General features: G+C 66.9%; 21 protein-coding genes. 12 read left to right on the top strand and 9 right to left on the bottom strand.

The genetic code is table 11. From position 1 onward, the window contains the following. The first annotated feature begins 12 nt into the window (after nucleotides 1-12). From hflC to RMP09_RS14810, 7 genes are all read left to right on the top strand, one after another. Nucleotides 13-900, top strand: coding sequence for a protease modulator HflC (hflC, locus tag RMP09_RS14840; RefSeq protein WP_310566755.1), 888 nt, complete (start codon nucleotides 13-15; stop codon nucleotides 898-900). A 10-nt stretch (nucleotides 901-910) separates the two neighbouring features. Next, on the top strand, nucleotides 911-1,096 hold the full coding sequence (locus RMP09_RS14835) for a DUF2065 family protein (RefSeq protein ID WP_310566754.1): 186 nt from the start codon (nucleotides 911-913) through the stop codon (nucleotides 1,094-1,096). An 86-nt stretch (nucleotides 1,097-1,182) separates the two neighbouring features. Then, complete coding sequence (locus RMP09_RS14830) at nucleotides 1,183-2,349, top strand: ATP phosphoribosyltransferase regulatory subunit (protein WP_310566753.1); 1,167 nt, start codon at nucleotides 1,183-1,185, stop codon at nucleotides 2,347-2,349. Between the two features lie 13 nt (nucleotides 2,350-2,362). Beyond that, the gene (locus tag RMP09_RS14825) at nucleotides 2,363-3,751 is read left to right on the top strand and encodes an adenylosuccinate synthase (protein ID WP_310566752.1); all 1,389 of its coding nucleotides are present in this window, start codon (nucleotides 2,363-2,365) and stop codon (nucleotides 3,749-3,751) included. Between the two features lie 58 nt (nucleotides 3,752-3,809). Next, nucleotides 3,810-4,334, top strand: a complete 525-nt coding sequence (locus RMP09_RS14820) for a phosphoribosyltransferase (protein ID WP_310566751.1) — start codon at nucleotides 3,810-3,812, stop codon at nucleotides 4,332-4,334. Further along, nucleotides 4,322-5,521 (top strand): PLP-dependent transferase, encoded by a 1,200-nt coding sequence (locus RMP09_RS14815; RefSeq protein ID WP_310566750.1) that lies wholly within the window; start codon nucleotides 4,322-4,324, stop codon nucleotides 5,519-5,521. Before RMP09_RS14820 ends, RMP09_RS14815 begins: the two co-directional genes overlap by 13 nt. Before the next feature lie 29 nt (nucleotides 5,522-5,550). Then, nucleotides 5,551-5,748: a hypothetical protein gene (locus RMP09_RS14810; protein WP_310566749.1), complete on the top strand. Its 198-nt coding sequence runs from the start codon at nucleotides 5,551-5,553 to the stop codon at nucleotides 5,746-5,748. Here RMP09_RS14810 and mnmH read toward each other — a convergent pair. Next, a complete protein-coding gene (gene mnmH / locus RMP09_RS14805) occupies nucleotides 5,745-6,821 on the bottom strand; it encodes a tRNA 2-selenouridine(34) synthase MnmH (RefSeq protein ID WP_310566748.1) in 1,077 nt (358 codons plus the stop codon). The two genes, RMP09_RS14810 and mnmH, sit on opposite strands and share 4 nt — an antisense overlap. Nucleotides 6,822-6,898: 77 nt before the next feature. Further along, the gene (locus RMP09_RS14800) at nucleotides 6,899-7,558 is read right to left on the bottom strand and encodes an arylesterase (protein WP_310566747.1); all 660 of its coding nucleotides are present in this window, start codon (nucleotides 7,556-7,558) and stop codon (nucleotides 6,899-6,901) included. Between RMP09_RS14800 and RMP09_RS14795 the strand changes: the two genes are divergently transcribed. The 4 genes from RMP09_RS14795 to RMP09_RS14780 all read left to right on the top strand — a co-directional run bounded on the left by RMP09_RS14795 (nucleotide 7,557) and on the right by RMP09_RS14780 (nucleotide 10,180). Continuing rightward, on the top strand, nucleotides 7,557-8,273 hold the full coding sequence (locus RMP09_RS14795) for an ABC transporter ATP-binding protein (RefSeq protein WP_409559737.1): 717 nt from the start codon (nucleotides 7,557-7,559) through the stop codon (nucleotides 8,271-8,273). The two genes, RMP09_RS14800 and RMP09_RS14795, sit on opposite strands and share 2 nt — an antisense overlap. A gap of 70 nt (nucleotides 8,274-8,343) precedes the next feature. Then, the gene (rlmB, locus tag RMP09_RS14790) at nucleotides 8,344-9,090 is read left to right on the top strand and encodes a 23S rRNA (guanosine(2251)-2'-O)-methyltransferase RlmB (RefSeq protein WP_310566746.1); all 747 of its coding nucleotides are present in this window, start codon (nucleotides 8,344-8,346) and stop codon (nucleotides 9,088-9,090) included. 7 nt (nucleotides 9,091-9,097) lie between these two features. After that, the gene (locus tag RMP09_RS14785) at nucleotides 9,098-9,823 is read left to right on the top strand and encodes an NAD-dependent deacylase (protein WP_310566745.1); all 726 of its coding nucleotides are present in this window, start codon (nucleotides 9,098-9,100) and stop codon (nucleotides 9,821-9,823) included. Next, nucleotides 9,824-10,180 (top strand): hypothetical protein, encoded by a 357-nt coding sequence (locus RMP09_RS14780; RefSeq protein WP_310566744.1) that lies wholly within the window; start codon nucleotides 9,824-9,826, stop codon nucleotides 10,178-10,180. Nucleotides 10,181-10,348: 168 nt separating this feature from the next. Here RMP09_RS14780 and RMP09_RS14775 read toward each other — a convergent pair whose 3' ends face one another. The 7 genes from RMP09_RS14775 to RMP09_RS14745 all read right to left on the bottom strand — a co-directional run bounded on the left by RMP09_RS14775 (nucleotide 10,349) and on the right by RMP09_RS14745 (nucleotide 17,989). Then, nucleotides 10,349-10,945: a chromate transporter gene (locus tag RMP09_RS14775; protein ID WP_310566743.1), complete on the bottom strand. Its 597-nt coding sequence runs from the start codon at nucleotides 10,943-10,945 to the stop codon at nucleotides 10,349-10,351. Beyond that, entirely contained in the window at nucleotides 10,942-11,544 is a 603-nt protein-coding gene (locus RMP09_RS14770; protein WP_310566742.1) for a chromate transporter, read from the bottom strand. Before RMP09_RS14770 ends, RMP09_RS14775 begins: the two co-directional genes overlap by 4 nt. Before the next feature lie 51 nt (nucleotides 11,545-11,595). Further along, complete coding sequence (locus tag RMP09_RS14765) at nucleotides 11,596-12,000, bottom strand: response regulator (RefSeq protein WP_310566741.1); 405 nt, start codon at nucleotides 11,998-12,000, stop codon at nucleotides 11,596-11,598. Beyond that, a complete protein-coding gene (locus RMP09_RS14760; RefSeq protein ID WP_310566740.1) occupies nucleotides 11,997-13,634 on the bottom strand; it encodes a sensor histidine kinase in 1,638 nt (545 codons plus the stop codon). The genes RMP09_RS14765 and RMP09_RS14760 overlap by 4 nt, the downstream gene beginning before the upstream one ends. 108 nt (nucleotides 13,635-13,742) lie before the next feature. After that, nucleotides 13,743-14,486 (bottom strand): 3-oxoacyl-ACP reductase FabG, encoded by a 744-nt coding sequence (fabG, locus tag RMP09_RS14755; RefSeq protein WP_310566739.1) that lies wholly within the window; start codon nucleotides 14,484-14,486, stop codon nucleotides 13,743-13,745. Nucleotides 14,487-14,590: 104 nt separating this feature from the next. Next, nucleotides 14,591-16,762: a 3-hydroxyacyl-CoA dehydrogenase NAD-binding domain-containing protein gene (locus RMP09_RS14750; protein ID WP_310566738.1), complete on the bottom strand. Its 2,172-nt coding sequence runs from the start codon at nucleotides 16,760-16,762 to the stop codon at nucleotides 14,591-14,593. A gap of 21 nt (nucleotides 16,763-16,783) precedes the next feature. Then, nucleotides 16,784-17,989, bottom strand: a complete 1,206-nt coding sequence (locus RMP09_RS14745) for an acetyl-CoA C-acetyltransferase (RefSeq protein WP_310566737.1) — start codon at nucleotides 17,987-17,989, stop codon at nucleotides 16,784-16,786. A 110-nt stretch (nucleotides 17,990-18,099) separates the two neighbouring features. Between RMP09_RS14745 and RMP09_RS14740 the strand changes: the two genes are divergently transcribed. Beyond that, on the top strand, nucleotides 18,100-18,911 hold an 812-nt coding region (locus tag RMP09_RS14740), incomplete at its 3' end, for an acyl-CoA dehydrogenase family protein (RefSeq protein WP_310566736.1).

The following is an 18,911-nucleotide window of genomic DNA, read 5'->3' as shown; positions in this document are numbered from 1 at the left end:
CAGGGACCGAACATGAACAGACTGGGATTTGTCATCACTTCCGTGCTGGTGGCGCTGGCGCTGGCCAGCTCCATGCTTTTTGTCGTGGACCAGCGGCAGTTCGGCGTGCTGTTCCAGCTCGGCCAGATCAAGCAGGTCGTCACCGAGCCGGGGCTGAACTTCAAGCTGCCGCCGCCGTTCCAGAACGTGTCCTACATCGACAAGCGTCTGCTGACACTGGAGAGCAACGACACCGAACCCACACTGACCGCCGAGAAGCAGCGTGTGGTGATCGACTGGTATGTGCGCTGGCGCATCAGCGACCCGCAGGCGTATATCCGCAATGTGGGGCTGAACGAAGGTGCGGGCGCGCTGCAGCTCAATCGCGTGGTGCGCAACTCCTTCCAGCAGGAAGTGAACAAGCGCACCCTCAAGGAGCTGCTGGCCACGGCGCGTGAAGCGTTGATGGAAGACGTCAAGAAGGAAGTGCTGGAGGCCGTGCGTGGTGCTGAAAAGCCCTGGGGCATGGACGTGGTGGACGTGCGCATCACGCGCGTGGACTACGCCGAGAGCATCACCGCGTCGGTCTACCAACGCATGGAGGCCGAGCGCAAGCGCGTGGCCAACGAGCTGCGCTCTACGGGTTTCGCCGAGGGTGAAAAGATCCGCGCCGATGCGGACCGCCAGCGCGAGGTGATCGTGGCCGAGGCCTACAAAAAGGCCCAGACCGTCAAGGGTGAGGGCGACGCCAAAGCCGCGGCGGCTTACAGCGAATCCTTTGGCAAGGATCCGTCCTTTGCCCAGTTCTACCGCAGCCTGGACGCCTACAAGTCCAGCTTCGGCAGCAAGTCCGACGTGATGGTGGTGGACCCGTCGTCGGAGTTTTTCAAGGCCATGCGCAGCAGCGGTTCTGGCAAGTGAGGTCGCTCTGATGAGCGACCTGCTCTGGCCAGCCCTGGCGCTGGTCCTGATCTTCGAAGGGCTGCTGCCCTTCATCGCTCCGTCGGCCTGGCGGCGCGTCTTCACCCAGATGCTCCAGTTGCAGGACGGGCAGATCCGCTTCTTCGGTCTGCTGTGCGTGCTCTGCGGCCTGCTGCTGTGGTGGGCGGTCGCCTGAGCTTTTGACGTTTGCTGGTGCTGGCTGGCCGGGAGCGTTCCGCGCCCCGGTAAAATGCCGTTTTTAACAGCCATCCCCTCATGCCCATGTCTGCCTGGGTCCTTCCGGATCACATTGCCGATGTCCTGCCCTCCGAGGCGCGTCACATCGAAGAACTTCGCAGGGGTTTGCTGGACACAGCGCGTGGCTACGGCTACGAGCTGGTCATGCCGCCGCTGCTGGAACACCTGGAGTCGTTGCTCACCGGTACCGGCGAAGCGCTGGACCTGCAGACCTTCAAGCTGGTCGATCAGCTCTCGGGTCGCACGCTGGGCCTGCGCGCCGACAGCACGCCACAGGTCGCCCGCATCGACGCCCACCTGCTCAACCGCCAGGGCGTGGCCCGCCTGAGCTACTGCGGTCCGGTGGTGCACACCCGCATCGACCGTGCCTTTGCCAGCCGCGAACCGCTGCAGTTCGGTGCCGAAATCTACGGCCATGCCGGGCTGGAAGCGGATCTCGAAATCCTTGAACTCGCTCGCGCGTGTCTGCTGCAGGCGGGTGTGCAGGGGCTGCAGCTGGACATGGCCGATGTGCGCGTGATCGACGCGGTGCTGGCGCCGGTGGCCCTGGAGGCATCGCGCGTGAACGCCATCCACGCCGCTCTGGCCGCCAAAGACGTGGCAGAGCTTCAGGCACTGTCGGCCGATCTGCCCGAGCGGGTGCGTGCCGACCTTTGCGCCTTGCCGGGCCTGTTCGGCGGGGTGTCCGTGATCGACGATGCCCGGCGCGTGCTGACCAGCTCCCCTGCGCTGACCGAGGCCCTGGACAGCCTGGCCTGGCTGGCGGCGCAGGTGCAGGGCATGGACCTGTCCATCGACTTGGCCGACCTGCGTGGCTATGCCTACTACACCGGCATGCGCTTTGCCGTGTTCGCCCGCGACACGCAGGGCGAAGCGGTGGAGCTGGCCCGCGGCGGCCGTTACGACGAGGTGGGGGCGGTTTTTGGCCGCAAGCGCCCGGCGGTCGGTTTCAGCCTGGACCTCAAGGAACTCGTTTCGGCGGTGGCGCCGCGCCCGCTCGAAGGCGCCATCCGCGCGCCCTGGGGCATGGACGCTGCCCTGCGCGAAGCCATTGCGCAGCTGCGCTCGGCCGGTCACACCGTGGTCTGTGTGTTGCCCGGTCATGAACACGAAGTGGACGAGTTCGATTGCGATCGTGAACTGGTGCAGGTGCCCGCCAACGGCGGTGTCTGGACCCTGAAGAACCTTTAACCGGAATCAGCAGATGACGAAGAACAGCAGCGCCGTGGTCCCCGGGCGCAACGTGGTGGTGGTCGGTACCCAGTGGGGTGACGAAGGCAAGGGCAAGCTGGTCGACTGGCTGACCGAAACCGCGCAGGGCGTGGTGCGTTTCCAGGGCGGCCACAATGCCGGCCACACATTGGTGATCAATGGCGTCAAGACCGCGCTGCACCTGATCCCCAGCGGCATCATGCGCGCCGGCGTCAAGTGCTACATCGGCAACGGTGTGGTGCTGTCGGTGGGCAAGCTGTTCGAAGAAATTGCCGGGCTGGAAAAGGCCGGCGTCGAGGTGCGTTCGCGCCTGCGCGTGAGCGAAGGCTGCCCGCTGATCCTGCCGTTCCACGCCGCCATCGACGTGGCGCGCGAGGCCGCCAAGGTCAAGGCCGGTGCCGAGAAGATCGGCACCACCGGCCGTGGCATCGGCCCGGCGTATGAAGACAAGATCGCCCGCCGCGCCCTGCGCGTGATGGACCTGAAATACCCCGAGCGCTTCGCCACCAAGTTGCGCGAGCTGCTGGCCTTGCACAACCACGTGCTCAAGACCTGGCTGCACTCGGCCGACATGGCCTGGGACGAGAAGACCCTGTCGTACATGAAGGACGGCGCGATCCAGTTCGAGCCGGTGTACGCCGAAGCCATGGCCCAGGCCGAACAGCTCAAGCCCATGATCGCCGACGTCTCGCGTGAACTCAACGCCGCCCACCAGGCCGGTGTGAACCTGCTGTTCGAAGGTGCGCAGGGCACGTTGCTGGATGTCGACCACGGCACCTACCCGTTCGTGACCTCCAGCAACTGCGTGGCCGGCAACGCCGCCGCGGGCGCGGGCGTGGGCCCCAATCTGTTGCACTACGTGCTGGGCATCACCAAGGCGTACTGCACGCGCGTGGGCGGTGGCCCGTTCCCGACCGAGCTGGAGTGGGAAAAGGAAGGCACACCGGGCTGGCACATGAGCACCGTGGGCGCCGAAAAGGGCGTGACCACCGGCCGTTCGCGCCGCTGCGGCTGGTTCGACGCGGCCCTGCTCAAGCGCTCGGCCCAGGTCAACGGCCTGACCGGCCTGTGCATCACCAAACTGGACGTGCTCGATGGTCTGACCGAACTCAAGCTGTGCACCGGTTACGAGCTGGACGGCGAGGTCATCGACATCCTGCCCGCGGGCGCGGATGAAATCGCGCGCTGCAAGCCGATCTACGAGACCCTGCCGGGCTGGACCGAGACCTCGGTGGGGGCCACGCGCTACGAGGACCTGCCGGTCAATGCCCAGCGTTACCTGGACCGCATCCAGGAAACCACCGGCGTGCCCATCCACGTGGTGTCCACCAGCCCGGACCGCGACCACACCATCCTGATCCATCATCCGTACCACGCCTGATGCCGCGCGCACAGGCTGTGATACAGAATCCAGAACCACCATCCCACCCGGAGCCAGCATGCTGACCGAAGACGGCAAACACCTCTACGTGTCCTACGACGAGTACCACAACCTCATCGAGAAGCTCGCGCTCAAGGTGTACCAGTCGGGGTGGGAGTTCGACACCATCCTGTGCCTGGCACGCGGCGGCATGCGCCCGGGTGACATCCTCTCGCGCATCTTCGACAAGCCGCTGGCCATCATGTCCACGAGCTCGTACCGCGCCAACGCCGGTACCGAGCAGGGCAACCTGGACATCGCGCGCTACATCACCACGCCCAAGGGCGAGATCGCGGGCAAGGTGCTGCTGGTGGACGACTTGGCCGACTCCGGCCACACCTTGCGCGCCGTCATCGACACGCTCAAGAACCACTACACACCCATCACCGAGATGCGCAGCGCGGTGATCTGGACCAAGCAGGTGTCGGTGTTCACGCCCGACTATTCGGTCGAATTCCTGCCCACCAATCCCTGGATCCACCAACCCTTCGAGAGCTACGACGCCATGCGCCCGGCGCAATTGCTGGAGAAATGGAAGCTGTGAGCGATCTTTCGACCCAGCTGATCCACCACCCCTATCGCCCGCCGGAGGGCTTTGGCGCCGTTGCGCCCGGTGTGCACAAGGCGTCCACCGTCATTTTCCCGAACGTGCACGCCCTGCGCACGCAAGAGTGGGTGGACAAGAGCGGCTACACCTACGGACTGCACGGCACACCCACCACCTTCACCCTGGAAGAGCGCATCGCCACCATCGAAGGCGGCACCTACTGCGTTCTGGCCCCCAGTGGCCTGTCGGCGGTTTCGCTGGTGGACATGGCGTTTCTGCAGCAGGGCGATGAGCTGCTGATCCCCGACAACGCCTACGGTCCCAACAAGGCCTTTGCCAGTGTGGAGCTGGCCCGCTGGGGCATCGTGCACCGCTACTACGACGCGATGAACCCGGCCGATCTGGCCGCCAAGCTCGGTCCGGCCACGCGGCTGGTGTGGCTCGAAGCGCCGGGCTCGATCACGCTGGAGTTTCCCGACCTGCCCGCGCTGGTGGCGGTGGTGCAGCAGGCCAATGCGGCCCGTGGCGGTGACCGCCCGATCCTCACCGCGCTGGACAACACCTGGGGCGCGGGCATGGCGTTCAATGCCTTCGAACTGGGGGCCGACATCGCCATGCAGGCGCTCACCAAATACCCCAGCGGCGGTGCCGACGTGCTGATGGGCTCGGTGGTCACGCGCGACCACGCCTTGCACCAGCCACTGCTCATGACCCACATGCGCCTGGGCCTGGGCGTGAGCGGCAACGACACCGAACTGGTGCTGCGGGGCCTGAACACCATGGTCCTGCGGTACGCCGCCCAAGACGCTGCCACACGCGAGCTGGCCACCTGGATGCAGGCGCAAGCCGGTGTGGTCCAGGTGCTGCACCCGGCGTTGGCCGGTTCGCCCGGACATGAGATCTGGCGGCGCGATGCCAAGGCTGCGGCCTGCCTGTTCAGCGTGGTGTTTGACGAACGCTTCAGCCAGACGCAGATCGACGCTTTTTGCGATCGCCTGCGCCTGTTCAAGCTGGGCTGGAGCTGGGCGGGCCCCATCAGCCTGTGCGCTCCCTACAACGTGTCGTCCATCCGCACGCGAGGCTGGCCCCACCGGGGCGGCCTGGTGCGCTTCGCCGTCGGTCTGGAGGCGGTGGAAGACCTGCGCGCCGACCTGGCGCAGGCGCTGGCTACACTCGGGACCTGACCACCCTTTAACCACATCGAAAGACTGTTTTGGCCACTCCCAACTACGGATACGAAAAGCGCCAGCGCGAGCTCGCCAAGAAGAAGAAAAAGGAAGAAAAGCTCAAAGCCAAGGCCGAAGGCAAGCGCCACGGCGATGCCCCCGAGGCTGCCGGCGACGAGACCGATGGCTCGCCCGGGGCACCCGCCGCCGAGGGCGGAGCAGCCGGCGACACCGCCGCCGATTAAGCCGTTGCTGAGGGCGTCCCCTCGCCCAGCAGCGAACGGGCCAGATCCGATAAGGCCGCAGGCGAGCGGTCTTTCAGCGTGCAGGGCAGGGCCTGGCCGTACTGCTTGAAATTGCGCTCGATGGACTGTGCGTACATCGGGTCGTAGTGCTGGGTCAGCAGCTCCAGCACCACCGCAGGGGTCTGACCTGCCTTCACTTTCTCAATCCACTCGCCCACCACGGCCTTGCCCCGCAGCTCGGTCAGCGCTTCCAGGCGCTGGCAAAAGTGCGCCGGATCGGTGACGAAGAAGTCGTAGTCTTCCAGCAGCAGGGCCACGCGCTCCTCGTCCGCCAGCTGCAGGTCGATGCAAGGGCTGCCCCGCATGGCGTCGATCAGCGCATCGGGCACGCGCACATTGCCCACCTTCTTGCTTTCGCTTTCCACGAACACCGGCCGCGCCGGGTCGAGGTGCTGCAGCGCGTCCCAGATCAGGCTGTCGAACCGTTTCTGGCTGGGCTGTTCCACGCCCGGGATGTGGCCCAGCACCGAGCTGCGGTGGTTGGCCAGGGCTTCGAGGTCGAGCACCTGCGCGCCCTCGGCGGCCAGCGCCTGCAGCAGGCGCGTCTTGCCGCTGCCGGTGGGGCCGCAGACCACGCGGTAGTGCAGGCGCTGCACCAGGCGGGGAATGTCGTCCACCAGGGCGGCGCGCCAGGCCTTGTAGCCGCCTTCGATGAGGGTGACCTGGAAACCGATGGCGCCCAGGATGGTGGCCAGCGCACCGCTGCGGTTGCCGCCACGCCAGCAGTACACCAGCGGTTTCCAGGTGCGGGGCTTGTCCAGCACCTCGCGTTCGATGTGGGCTGCGATGTTGCGGGCCGACAGCGCCGCGCCGCGCTTCTTGGCCTCGAAGGCGTTGACCTGCTTGTACATCGTGCCGATGGTGATGCGCTCGGTGTTGTCCAGTGTGGGCCAGTTGACGGCGCCGGGCACGTGGTCGAGCGCGTGCTCGTCTTCGGTGCGGGCGTCGATGATGGCGTCGAATGTGGCCAGGCGCGTGAGCGCTTCGGTGGCCGGCAGGGTGTGAACGGGCATGGGGCGATTATCCGTGGCGCGTGGGTGCAGGCCCTCACCCGAGCCCTCTCGCGCCGGTGGGGGAGGGGCAACACGCGTCAACGAGGCAGCAGTTTGCGCAGCTCGGGCCAGACCGTAGCCAGCATCAGCGGGTGGGCGCTTTCATTGGGATGGATGCGGTCGGACTGGAACAGCTTGAGCGGTTCCGGCCCATCGGCCACGCCTTTGAGGAAGAAAGGCACCAGGCCCGTCTTCTCTGCCTTGGCCACGCCGCTGAACACGTCGCGAAATTCCTGCGCGTACTTGGCACCGTAGTTGGGCGGCATCTCCATGCCCACCAGCAGCACCTTGGCGCCCGCCTCGCGCGCCGCGCGGGCCATGGCGCTCAGGTTGTCGCGCGTCATGTTCAGGGGCAGGCCGCGCAGAGCATCGTTGCCGCCGAGCTCGATCACCACCACGGCTGGCTGGTGTTGCTTGAGCAGGGCCGGCAGGCGCGAGCGGCCGCCCGAGGTGGTGTCGCCGCTGACACTGGCGTTGACCACGCGGGCCGGCACCTTCTCTTTTGTCAGGCGCTCCTGCAACAGGGCGGCCCAGCCGCTGCCGCGCCTGAGGCCGTATTCGGCGCTCAGCGAATCGCCCACGATCAGCACCACCGCTTCTTTTTTGGCCTGGGCCCAGACCGCCGGGCTTGACCCCAGCGCCAGGCTGGCCGCGAGCAGGGCGTTAAAGTGACGTCGTTCCAAAACTCTTCCTTTCATGGCTGCCGCCTTCATGACCGAACCCACCCACGAGCCGATGATCACCGTGCAGCACGTCTTCAAGTCGGTGAGCGACGCCACCGGCACGCTGGACATTCTGCGCGACATCCATTTTTCGCTGGCCCGTGGGGAAACCGCCGCCATCGTCGGGGCCTCGGGGTCGGGCAAAAGCACGCTGCTGTCCATCATCGCGGGCTTGGATACGCCATCAAAGGGAACGGTTCACATCGACGGTGCCGACCTGTTCGCGCTGGACGAAGACCAGCGCGCCGCGCTGCGGGCGCAGAAGGTGGGTTTCGTGTTCCAGAGCTTCCAGCTGCTGGCCAACCTCACCGCGCTGGAGAACGTGATGCTGCCGCTGGAACTGGCGGGCCGGCGCGACGCGCGCAGCGCCGCCACCGCCATGCTGCAGCGCGTGGGTCTGGGCGAGCGGCTGGGGCATTACCCCAAGGTGCTCTCGGGTGGCGAGCAGCAGCGCGTGGCCCTGGCGCGGGCCTTTGTGGTGCAGCCGGCCGTGCTGCTGGCCGATGAACCCACGGGCAGCCTGGACTTCGCGACCGGCGAGCGCGTGATGGAGCTGATGTTCGAACTCAACCGCGAGCAGGGCACGACCCTGGTGCTGGTCACGCACGACCGCGGCATTGCGGCCCGCTGCGAGCGGCGCATCACCATCGAGGCGGGGCAGGCGTCCGAGCTGGCCGAGGCCGAGGCCTGAGCAGACCCCGCGAGGGCTTCGACAGGCGCGGGCCGAACGGCGGCATGGGTGGGCAAGGGATAATCCACGCATGTCTTCTCCCAAAGTGCTGTTCGGCTTCCACGCCGTGGGCGTGCGTCTGAAAACCGCGCCGCAATCCATCGTCGAGATCTATTTCGAACCCACGCGGCGCGATGCGCGCATGCGCCAGTTCCTCGACCGCGTAAAAGAGGCCGGCGTGCGCCTGATCGAGGCCGATGGCCTGCGCATCGCCAAGCTGGCCGGCAGCCACGGCCACCAGGGCGTGGCCGCGCGGGTGCAGGAACTGCCCCAGGTGCATTCGCTCGATGAGCTGCTCGAAGGCCTGGAGGCCGAGGGCAAGGCGCCGCTGCTGCTGGTGCTGGATGGCATCACCGACCCGCACAACCTGGGTGCCTGCCTGCGCGTGGCCGACGGTGCCGGCGCGCACGCCGTGATCGCCCCCAAGGACCACGCGGCCGGCATCAACGCCACCGTGGCCAAGGTGGCGAGCGGCGCGGCCGAGACCATGCCGTACTTCATGGTGACCAACCTGGCGCGAACCCTGAACGAGCTCAAGGAACGCAACATCTGGATCATCGGTACCAGCGACGACGCGCCCAAGACGCTGTACCAGGTGGACCTGAAAGTGCCGGTGGCCCTGGTGCTGGGCGCCGAAGGCGACGGCATGCGCCAGCTCACGCGCAAGACCTGTGACGAACTGGTCAGCATCCCCATGGCCGGCGCGGTGGAAAGCCTGAACGTGTCGGTGGCCAGCGGCGTCTGCCTGTACGAAGCCCTTCGTCAACGGACGGCGTGAGTCGCTCATGAGCGGCACGGCGCGCCAGTGGATTCGCGACGCGCGCCACATCGCGGTGCTGACCGGCGCGGGCATGAGCGCCGAATCCGGCGTGCCCACCTTCCGCGATGCGCAGACCGGCCTGTGGGCGCAGTTCAACCCGCAGGACCTGGCGACGGAAGAAGCCTTTTGCGCCCACCCGCAGCGGGTGTGGGACTGGTACCAGTTCCGCCGTGGGATGGTGCGTGAGGTGCAACCCAACGCCGGGCATCAGGCACTGGCCGCGTTCGCGCAGCGCCACCCCGGGCGCCTGAGCCTGATCACGCAGAACGTGGACGACCTGCACCAGCGGGCCGGCAGCCACGACGCCATCGCCCTGCACGGCAGCCTGCTGGAAGACCGCTGGCTGGACGCACCGCAAGCCTGTTGCTCGGTTGAAAAGCTGCAGGGCGGCCACCCGCCACGCTGCCCCGTCTGCGGCAACCTGCGCCGCCCGGCCGTGGTCTGGTTCGGCGAACACCTGCCGCCGCTCGCGCTGGCCGCGGCCGAAGCCGCCGTGCAGGCCTGCGACCTGATGCTGGTCATCGGCACCTCGGGCGTGGTGTACCCGGCCGCCGGCCTGGTGCTCGGCGCCCACCAGCGCGGCGCACGCGTGGTGCTCGTCAACCCCGAGCCGACCGAACTCGATCCGGTCGCCGACCGGGTGCTGCGCGAGCGCGCGGCACAATGCTTGCCATCACTCTTGGAGGATTGAATGAACCACACGAACACCCGCCGCTTCGCCATGACGGCTTTGGTGCTGTGCGCCGCCGGCCTGCTGGCCGCCTGCACCCAGGAGCAGCAGAACAAGATCAGCCGCGACATCCAGAACTGGACCGGCACCAACGGCGTGCTGGAGGTCTACGCCGGCGACAAGGTGGTGCGCCGCTTTCTCAAGATCGACAAGATGAGCACCGCGCTCGGCACCGACGACAACACGCCTCGGGCCTACCGTTACGGCTACGGCGTGCTCGACGAAAACCTGAACATGCAGGCGGACGCCGGCGAGAAGAAGGTCTATTTCGAGATCAGCGACTACACCAACGCGGTGTTCTTCGAGAGCCCGCGCTGAGCGGGTTCAGAGGCTGGGAGGGAATGGGGCGTGTCCGAAAGGGCGTCCCGAAGCACTGCCGGCAAGGCGCAAAGCACACCCGTCGCTCGGGCTACGGCGCGCATTTGCAACGCCGCAGGCGGGGTTTTGGGGCGCCAAGGCGGGCATGACCGATTTCCTCTCAGCCTCTCAGACCCAACCCAGCGCGCCCAGCAGGGCGCCGGCGCCGATCAGCCACAGCATGTGGAGCCTGGTGCGCCAGACCAGCAGGGCTGTGACCACCGTCAGCGCCCACAAGGGCCAGTCGCGCGCGGGCTGGTTGTGCGCCGCGCTCAGCAGCCAGCCGGTGGCCACCAGCAGTGCGATCACGATGGGGGCCATGCCGGTCTTGAAGGCCCGCACCGCGCGCAGTTCGCGGTTGCGGTGCGCCCAGCGGGTGGCGGTGTAGGTCAGCACCGAGGAGGGCAGCATGATGGCCAGCATGGTCACCAGCACGCCCAGCAGGGCCAGGCCCCAGGCCACGGCGCCGGCGGCGGGGCCGCCCCCGGCGTTGAGCCCGACATTCCAGCCCAGCAGGGCGACGAACAGCACATTGGGGCCCGGGGCGGCCTGCGACAGCGCGATCGACGAGCTGAACTGCGCGTCGCTGAGCCAGCCCTGTTCGGCCACCAGGTAGCGGTGCATGTCGGGCGCGGTGGTGATGGCGCCGCCGACCGCCAGCAGCGACAGCGACGCGAAATGGGTGAACAGTTCGACCCAGTTGGCCAGGGACGGGACCATGTTCATGCCGGTTGGCCCTCCAGCCGACCGAGCACGCGGTAGGCCCACAGGCAGGCGCTGCCGCCGATGCCCAGCAGCACCCAGGCCAGTGGCCAGCGCAGCAGGGCGATGGCCACGAACGTGGCGACGGCCAAGCCGATGCAGGCCGCCAGGCCCAGGGCGTTCTTGTCCAGCGCGGCGATGAGCTTGATGCCGGTGGCGGTGATCAGGCCGGCCGCCACCGCGCCCATGCCGCGCAGGGCGCCTTGCGCCGCGGGCAGCTCGGCCACCTGGCCGTAGAGCGTGGCCAGCAGCAGCACGATGACCAGCGGCGCGGCCAGCATGCCGGCCAACGCGGCCAGGGCCCCGGGCAGGCCGAAGTGGCGGCCGCCGATCATCAGGGACAGGTTCACCACATTGGGGCCGGGCAGGATCTGGGCGACGGCCCAGTCTTCCACGAACTGCTCGCGGGTCATCCAGCGTTTTTTCTCGACCAGTTCGCGCTGCACCACCGCCAGCACGCCGCCGAAACCCTGCAAGGCCAGCAGGGTGAACGAGAGGAACAGGTCGGTCTTGGAGCGGGGGCAGCCGAGCGGAACGCTCTCGGTCGGTGGCAGATGGGTCATGCCGGAATTATCGGCCGGAGGCCTTCACCCGGCCGCCGCAGGGGCACTGGGTCAGCGCGGCGCCGTGCCCTGCGCTTCGTTCACCAGTTGGTGAAACGAGGCCGCTTTCAGCGGCTTGGTGACAAAGGCCTTGATCAGGGGCATGTCGCGCGCCCGGTCCCGGTCCGAAGGGGCGTCCGACGAGGTGAGCATGACCACCGTGGTGGAGGTCTTGCCCTCCAGCAAGGGCGTGGCCTGGGCCACCACCTCAAAACCGTCCAGCATGGGCATGTTGATGTCGACGAAGACGCAGGTCCTGAGCTGCAGCGGATCGGTTTGCAGGAAGGCCAGCGCGTCCACGCCGTTCTCGAACACCCGCAGTTCCCCCTGAAAGCCGGCCTTGCGGATCACGATTCCGTGGAAAAAATTGTCGTCTTCGTTGTCGTCGATCAGGACGATGCGCTCAAAGAAAGTCATGGTCGGGCCTCCTGGGCCGTGGACGGCGGGGTGTCGGGCAGGATCAGGCAGAAACGGCTGCCCACTTCGGGCTCGGACGTCACGCGCACCTGGCCACCGTGCAGTTCGGCGATGCGGCGCGCGATGGAGAGGCCCAGCCCCGTGCCCTGATAGCGCTTGCGCGGATGCAGGCGCTTGAACATGTCGAAAATGTTGTCGAGCTGGCTGGCCGCGATGCCGATGCCGTTGTCCTGGACCGTCAGCCGGATCTCGCCCTCACGCCGTTCGGCGTTGACCTCCACCCGCGGCGCCACCCCCGGACGCGAGAACTTCAAACCGTTGGCGACCAGGTTTTGCAGCAGCACGCGCAGCAGGGAACGGTCGCCCTGCACGGTCGGCAGCGCCGCCCAGTCGAGCCGGCCGCCCGATTGGGCGATGGCATGCGACAGGTCCTCGTGCACCTGCTGCATGAGTTGACCGATGTCCACCGGATCGAAGCTCACCGCGTGTTGCTCCAGCTGCACGAAACGCATCAGATCGTCCAGCGAAGCCTTCATGCGTTCCCCACCGGCGTGCACCCGCTGCAGGTGGTGCAAGGTGGCCGGCGAGAACTCCGCCAGGTGGTCGTCCATCAGCAGCCCACTGAAATTGCTGATGGAGTTGATGGGCTCGCGCAGATCGTGGGAAATGATGTGGATGAACCGTTGCTGTTCCAGGGTCTTGTGTTCCAGCAGCGAGACACTGGCGCGCAGCTGTTCTTCGCGCAGCTTGAGGGTGTGGATGTCGTGGGTGCGAACGACCACGCCGATGATGTCGCCCGCGTCGTTGCGTGCCGGCACATAGGTGGTTTCGACGTGGCGCGAGCCCTGGCCAGGGAAATCGATGGTCGATTCGAAGGAGGCCTGCCGCCCGGCCAGCGCCTGGTCCAGTCCACCTCGCGCCAGCGCTTCGTACTGCGGTGTGCCCATGACCTCGGCGACCGGACGACCGACCAGGTCCTCCCGGGTGCGGCCCCAGTAATCCAGGTAGGTGGCGTTGGCGAATCGGTAGACATGGCCGGGGTCGACGAAGGCCATCAGGTCCCGGCCGGTCAGGCTGGCCGCGCTCAGGTACTCCAGCCGCCGCTCGGCTTCGGCGGCTTCGCGGCGGGCGTGTTCCTTGTGCTGCCGATCGCGTTCGAGCAGATGCAGCACCAGGCTGGCAAGCGATTGCAGGGCGCTGCGGTGGGTGTCGGTGAGCTGGCGCGCCTCGCGGTCGGCCACGCAGACGGTGCCCAGCGCCAGCCCATCGGGGGTGGTGATGGGCATGCCGGCGTAGAAGCGGATGTTGGGCGCTCCCATGACCAGGGGGTTGTCCTTGAAACGCCAGTCCTGCTGGGCGTCCGGCACCTCCATCATGTCGTAGGGCTGCAGGATGGCGTGGGCGCAGAAGGCCATGTCCCGGTCGGTTTCCCGGGTGTCCATGCCCTTGACCGACTTGAACCACTGCCGCTTTTCGTCGATCAGCGAGATCAGCGCCATGGGCGTCCCGCAGATGGAGGACGCCAGGGCGGTGATGTCCTCGAAGGCTTGTTCGGGCAGCGTGTCCAGCACGCCGAAATCACGCAGCCGGGCCAGGCGCTCGGCTTCTCGTTCAGGTCTTGGCGGAATCAGCATGGCGAACGTGCATGGTGGAACGGATGGTCTTTTTTGCTTTGTATACACCGTGCCGACGAAGCCGGCGCTCAAAAAAGAGAGGCGTCCGGTAATGCGTCACGCCAGGGCTCAGACCGACATGCCGCCCGAGACTTCGAGCACCGCGCCGTTGACGTAGCTGGCCTCGTCGCTGGCCAGGAACGCGTAGACGTTGGCGATCTCTTCGGGCTGGCCCAGGCGGCGCAGCGGCACGCGGTGCTCCATCTCTTCGATCACTTTGCCCGGGATGGTGCTGAGGATGGGCGTGCTGATGAAGCCCGGTGCCACGGCGTTGACGCGCACGCCCTTGGGGCCGAGTTCGCGGCTCCAGGTCTTGGTGAAACCGATGACGCCGAACTTGCTGGCCGCGTAGTTGGTCTGGCCGAAATTGCCGTAGATGCCCACGACGCTGGAGGCGTTGAGGATCACGCCGCTGCCCTGCGCGGTCATGGTGTCGGCCACCGCCTGGGCACCGTGGAAGACGCCGCGCAGGTTGACGTCGATCACCTTGTCGAACTGCTCCAGCGTCATCTTCTGCAGCCGCGCGTCTTGTGTGATGCCGGCGTTGTTGACCAGCACGTCGATGCGGCCGAAACGCTCTTTCACCTGGGCCACCACGGCGTCGACCATGTCGCGCTGGGTCACGTCCATCACGAAGCCGACCGCCGTGGCCCCTTCGGCCTGGCACTGCTTCACCGCCTCGTCCACCGCCGCCTGCTTCACGTCGCAGACGATGACGGTGGCGCCCTCGCGCGCGAACTTGAGCGCCGTGGCCAGGCCGATGCCCTGCGCGGCGCCGGTGATGATGCTGATCTTGCCTTCGAGTCGTTTCATGGTGTCGGTGGAGCGTTGACAAAACAAAGCCGGCGGGCTGGGACAGCCGCCGGCCGCTGGGAGGAAAAGTGTAGAGGCGCCGTCTTGCGGCACCTTGACAGCGGTCAGTACACGGGCTGGTGCTGGCGCAGAGCGGCCTTGACCGCGTCGCTCAGCACGAAGCCGCTGCCGTATTGCGCGGCCAGTTGTGCGCAGCGCTGCTCGAAGGCGTCGATGCCCATGCCATAGACGAACTGCAGCGCGCCGCCGGTCCAGGCCGGGAAGCCGATGCCGAAGATCGAGCCGATGTTGCCGTCGTGCACGCTGGTGAGCACGCCCTCGGCCAGGCAGCGTGCCGTCTCCACCGCCTGGCGGTAGAGCAGGCGGTCTTTCACGTCCTGCAGGTTCCACTCGACGCCGGGCTGTTCGAACAGCGTCTTGAGCTGCGGCCACAGGTGTTTCTTGCCGCCTTCGGGGTAGTCGTAGAAGCCGCCGCCGGCCGCGCGGCCCGGGCGGTTGTGCTGCTTGACCATGTGCTCAACCAGGGTCTCGCCCGGCGTCGCGACGTACTGCCGACCTTCCTTCTGGAAGTCGATCCGGGTCTGCTCCAGCACGTGCACCGACAGCGACAGGGCTGTCTCGTCCAGCACCGCCAGCGGGCCGACCGGCATGCCGGCCTGCATGGCCGCGTTCTCGATCACCGGCGCCGGGATGCCCTCGCCCAGCATGGCCGCGCCTTCCATCACGAAGGTGCCGAAGGTGCGGCTGGTGTAGAAGCCGCGCGAGTCGTTCACCACGATCGGCAGCTTGCCCAGCGCCTGCACGTAGTCGTAGGCGCGGGCGATGGTTTGATCGTCGGTGTCCTTGCCGCGAATGATCTCGACCAGCTTCATCTTGTCCACCGGGCTGAAGAAGTGGATGCCGACGAACTGGGCCGGCTTCGCGCTGGCCTGGGCCAGACCGCTGATGGGCAGGGTGGAGGTGTTGCTGGCGAAGAAGCCGCTGAACTCGGGTGTTTGGGCCAGCATCGGCTCGGCCTCCTTCGTGACCATGGCCTTGAGTTCGCGCTGCTCGAACACGGCTTCGATGATCAGGTCGCAGCCTTTCAGGTCGGTGGCGCTGGCGGTCGGGGTGATCAGGCTCAGGATGCCTTGCTGTTTCTCGGCCGACATCTGGCCTTTGTCCACGCGCTTCTGGGTGAGCTTGGCGGTGTACGACTTGCCCTTCTCGGCCGCTTCGATGCTCACGTCTTTCAAAACAGTGGCAATGCCTTTGGTCGCTTGCGAATAGGCAATGCCCGAACCCATCATGCCGGCGCCGAGCACGCCCACCTTCTTGGGCTGGTAACGCGGCACGTCCTTCGGCCGCGACTGCCCGCCCTTGATGGCGTTCATGTTGAAGAAGAACGTGTTGATCATGTTGCGCGCCACGCCGCCGGTCATCAGCCCGGCCAGGTAGCGGCTTTCCACCCGCATGGCGGTGTCGAAGTCGACCATCGCGCCTTCCACCATGGCGGCCAGCGCGGCTTCGGGCGCGGGGTAGAGGCCGCGCGTCTTCTGCTTGAGCACGGCGGGCGCCACGCTCAGCATGCCGGCGATCTTGGGGTTGCTCGGCGTGCCGCCGGGCATCTTGTAGTCCTTGCGGTCCCAGACGTGCTGGCAGGCCTCGGGCTGGCCCTGCGCGGCTTCGATGAAGGCCAGCGCCTTGGGCATCAGCTCTTCCGGCGTCGCCACCAGTTCGTGCACCACGCCGATCTTCAACGCCTCTTCGGGGCCGAACAGCTTGCTTTCCAGGATGTAGGGCTGGGCCGCCATCAGGCCCAGCACCCGCGTCATCTTGGTGATGCCGCCGCCGCCGGGGATCAGGCCCAGCGTGATCTCGGGCAGGCCGAACTGGACCTTGGGGCTGTTGACGGCGATGCGGTGGTGGCCGACCAGGGCCACCTCCCAGCCGCCGCCCAAGGCCGCGCCGTTGAGGCAGCTCACCACCGGCACGCCTTGCGTTTCGATGGCGCGGAAATTGCGCTTGATGCGCTCGATCTCGGCGAACACGCGCGGGCCATCGGCTTCGGTCGAGCGCATCACGCCCTTGAGGTCGGCGCCGGCAAAGAAGGTGCTCTTGGCCGAGGCGAGCACGATGCCCCTGAGCTGGGCCTTGTCCTTCACCACCTGGGCCGCGATGGCGTCCAGGTCGTCCTGCCACTGCAGGCACATGGTGTTGACCGGCGAGCCCTGCTCGTCGAAGGTGATGGTGGCGATGCCGTCGGCGAGCTCGTAGCGGATGGTTTTGGTGATCATGTTCGTGGTCTCCGCTGTCGTTCAGATGCGTTCAACGATGGTGGCGATGCCCATACCACCGCCCACACACAAGGTCGCCAGGCCATAGCGCAGCTGCCTGCGGTGCAGTTCATCGATGACGGTGTTCAGGATCATGGCGCCCGTGGCCCCCAGCGGATGGCCCAGCGCGATCGCGCCGCCGTTCACGTTCACCTTCTCGTGCGGCACGCCCATTTCCTGCATGAACTTCATGGGCACGGCGGCGAAAGCCTCGTTGATCTCGAACAGGTCGATCTGATCAATCGTCAGGCCGGCTTTGGCCAGCGCCTTGCGCGCGGCGGGCATGGGGCCGGTGAGCATGATGGTCGGGTCGGCACCCGAGAGGGCGACCGCGACGATGCGCGCGCGCGGTGTGAAGCCGTGCGTTTTGCCGGCGGCTTCGCTGCCGATCAGGATGGCCGCCGCGCCGTCCACGATGCCCGACGAATTGCCGGCGTGGTGCACGTGGTGGATGCGCTCGACCTGCGGGTAACGCTGCAGGGCGACGGCGTCGAAGCCCATGGCGCCGAGCTGTTCGAAGGCGGGCTTCAAACCGCCCAGGCCTTCCATCGTGGTGCCGGGTTTGATGAACTCGTCCTTGTCCAGGATGGTCAGGCCCATCTTGTCTTTCACCGGCACCACCGAACGGTCGAAGTACCCGGCGGCGCGCGCGGCGGTGGCGCGTTTCTGCGATTCGAGCGCGAAGGCGTCCACGTCGGCGCGGCTGAAGCCGCTCAGGGTGGCGATCAGATCCGCGCCGATGCCCTGCGGCACGAACAGCGTGGCGCTGTTGGTCTCCGGGTCCTGCGCCCAGGCGCCGCCGTCGGAGCCGATGGGCACGCGGCTCATGCTCTCCACGCCGCCGGCCACCACCAGGTCTTCCCAGCCGCTTTTCACCTTCATGGCGGCCAGGTTCACCGCCTCCAGGCCCGAGGCACAGAAGCGGTTGAGCTGCACGCCGGCGCAGCGCCAGTCCCAGCCGGCCTTGAGCGCGGCCACCTTGGGCAGCACCGAACCCTGCTCGCCGATGGGCGAGACCACACCCATGACCACGTCGTCCACCGCGGCGGTGTCCAGGTCGTTGCGGCGCTGCAGCTCGGTCAGCAGGCCGGCCAGCAGGTTGACGGGCTTGACCTCGTGCAGGCGGCCGTCCTTCTTGCCCTTGCCGCGCGGCGTGCGGATGGCGTCGTAAACGAAGGCTTCGCTCATGGTGTCTCCTCGGGGATGGGCCCCGGTGGTCGGGGCGACCGGATCAGTATAGACTTTTGCCAAGCAAATGCTTTGTATAAATCAATCCTCCCAGTCCAGAAGGTGACACCATGATCGAACGCACGCTCTTCAATGCCGACCACGAAGCCTTTCGCGACAGCTTCCGACGCTTCGTGGAGAAGGAAATCACCCCCTTTCACGAGGGCTGGGAAGAGCAGGGTTATGTGGACCGGGCCGTCTGGCGCGCCGCCGGGGAGAACGGTTTTCTCTGCATGACCATGCCCGAGGAATATGGCGGCGCCGGGGCCGACAAGCTGTACTCGGTGGCGCAGATGGAGGAGATCGCGCGCGCCGGGGTCAGCGGCATCGGCTTTGGCCTGCACAGCGAGATCGTGGCGCCGTACATCCTGCACTACGGCACCGAGGCGCAGAAGAAAAAGTACCTGCAGCTGCTGGCCACCGGCGAGATGGTGGGGGCCATCGCCATGAGCGAGCCCGCCGCCGGCAGCGACCTGCAGGGCGTGAAGAGCACGGCGATCAAACAGGCCGATGGCAGCTACCTGCTCAACGGCAGCAAGACCTTCATCACCAACGGCTGGCACGCCGATCTGGTCATCGTCGTCGCCAAGACCGACCCGGCGGCCGGCGCCAAGGGCACCAGCCTGCTGCTGGTGGAGCAGGGCATGCCCGGTTTCAGCAAGGGCAAGCGGCTGAAGAAGCTGGGCATGAAGGCGCAGGACACCTCGGAGCTGTTTTTCGACAACGTCAAGGTGCCGGCGGAAAACCTGCTGGGCGGCGAAGCGTTCCAGGGCCGCGGCTTCATCTGCCTGATGGAGCAACTGCCCTGGGAGCGGCTGCAGATCGCGATCGGCGCGGTGGCCGCGGCGCAGGCCGCGATCGACTGGACGGTGCAGTACGTGAA

This window comes from Hydrogenophaga sp. (assembly GCF_031426985.1).
Classification (GTDB): Bacteria; Pseudomonadota; Gammaproteobacteria; order Burkholderiales; family Burkholderiaceae_C; genus Hydrogenophaga.
The sequence above is the reverse complement of the archived record's forward strand: the minus strand, read 5'-3'. Positions and strand labels throughout refer to the sequence as shown.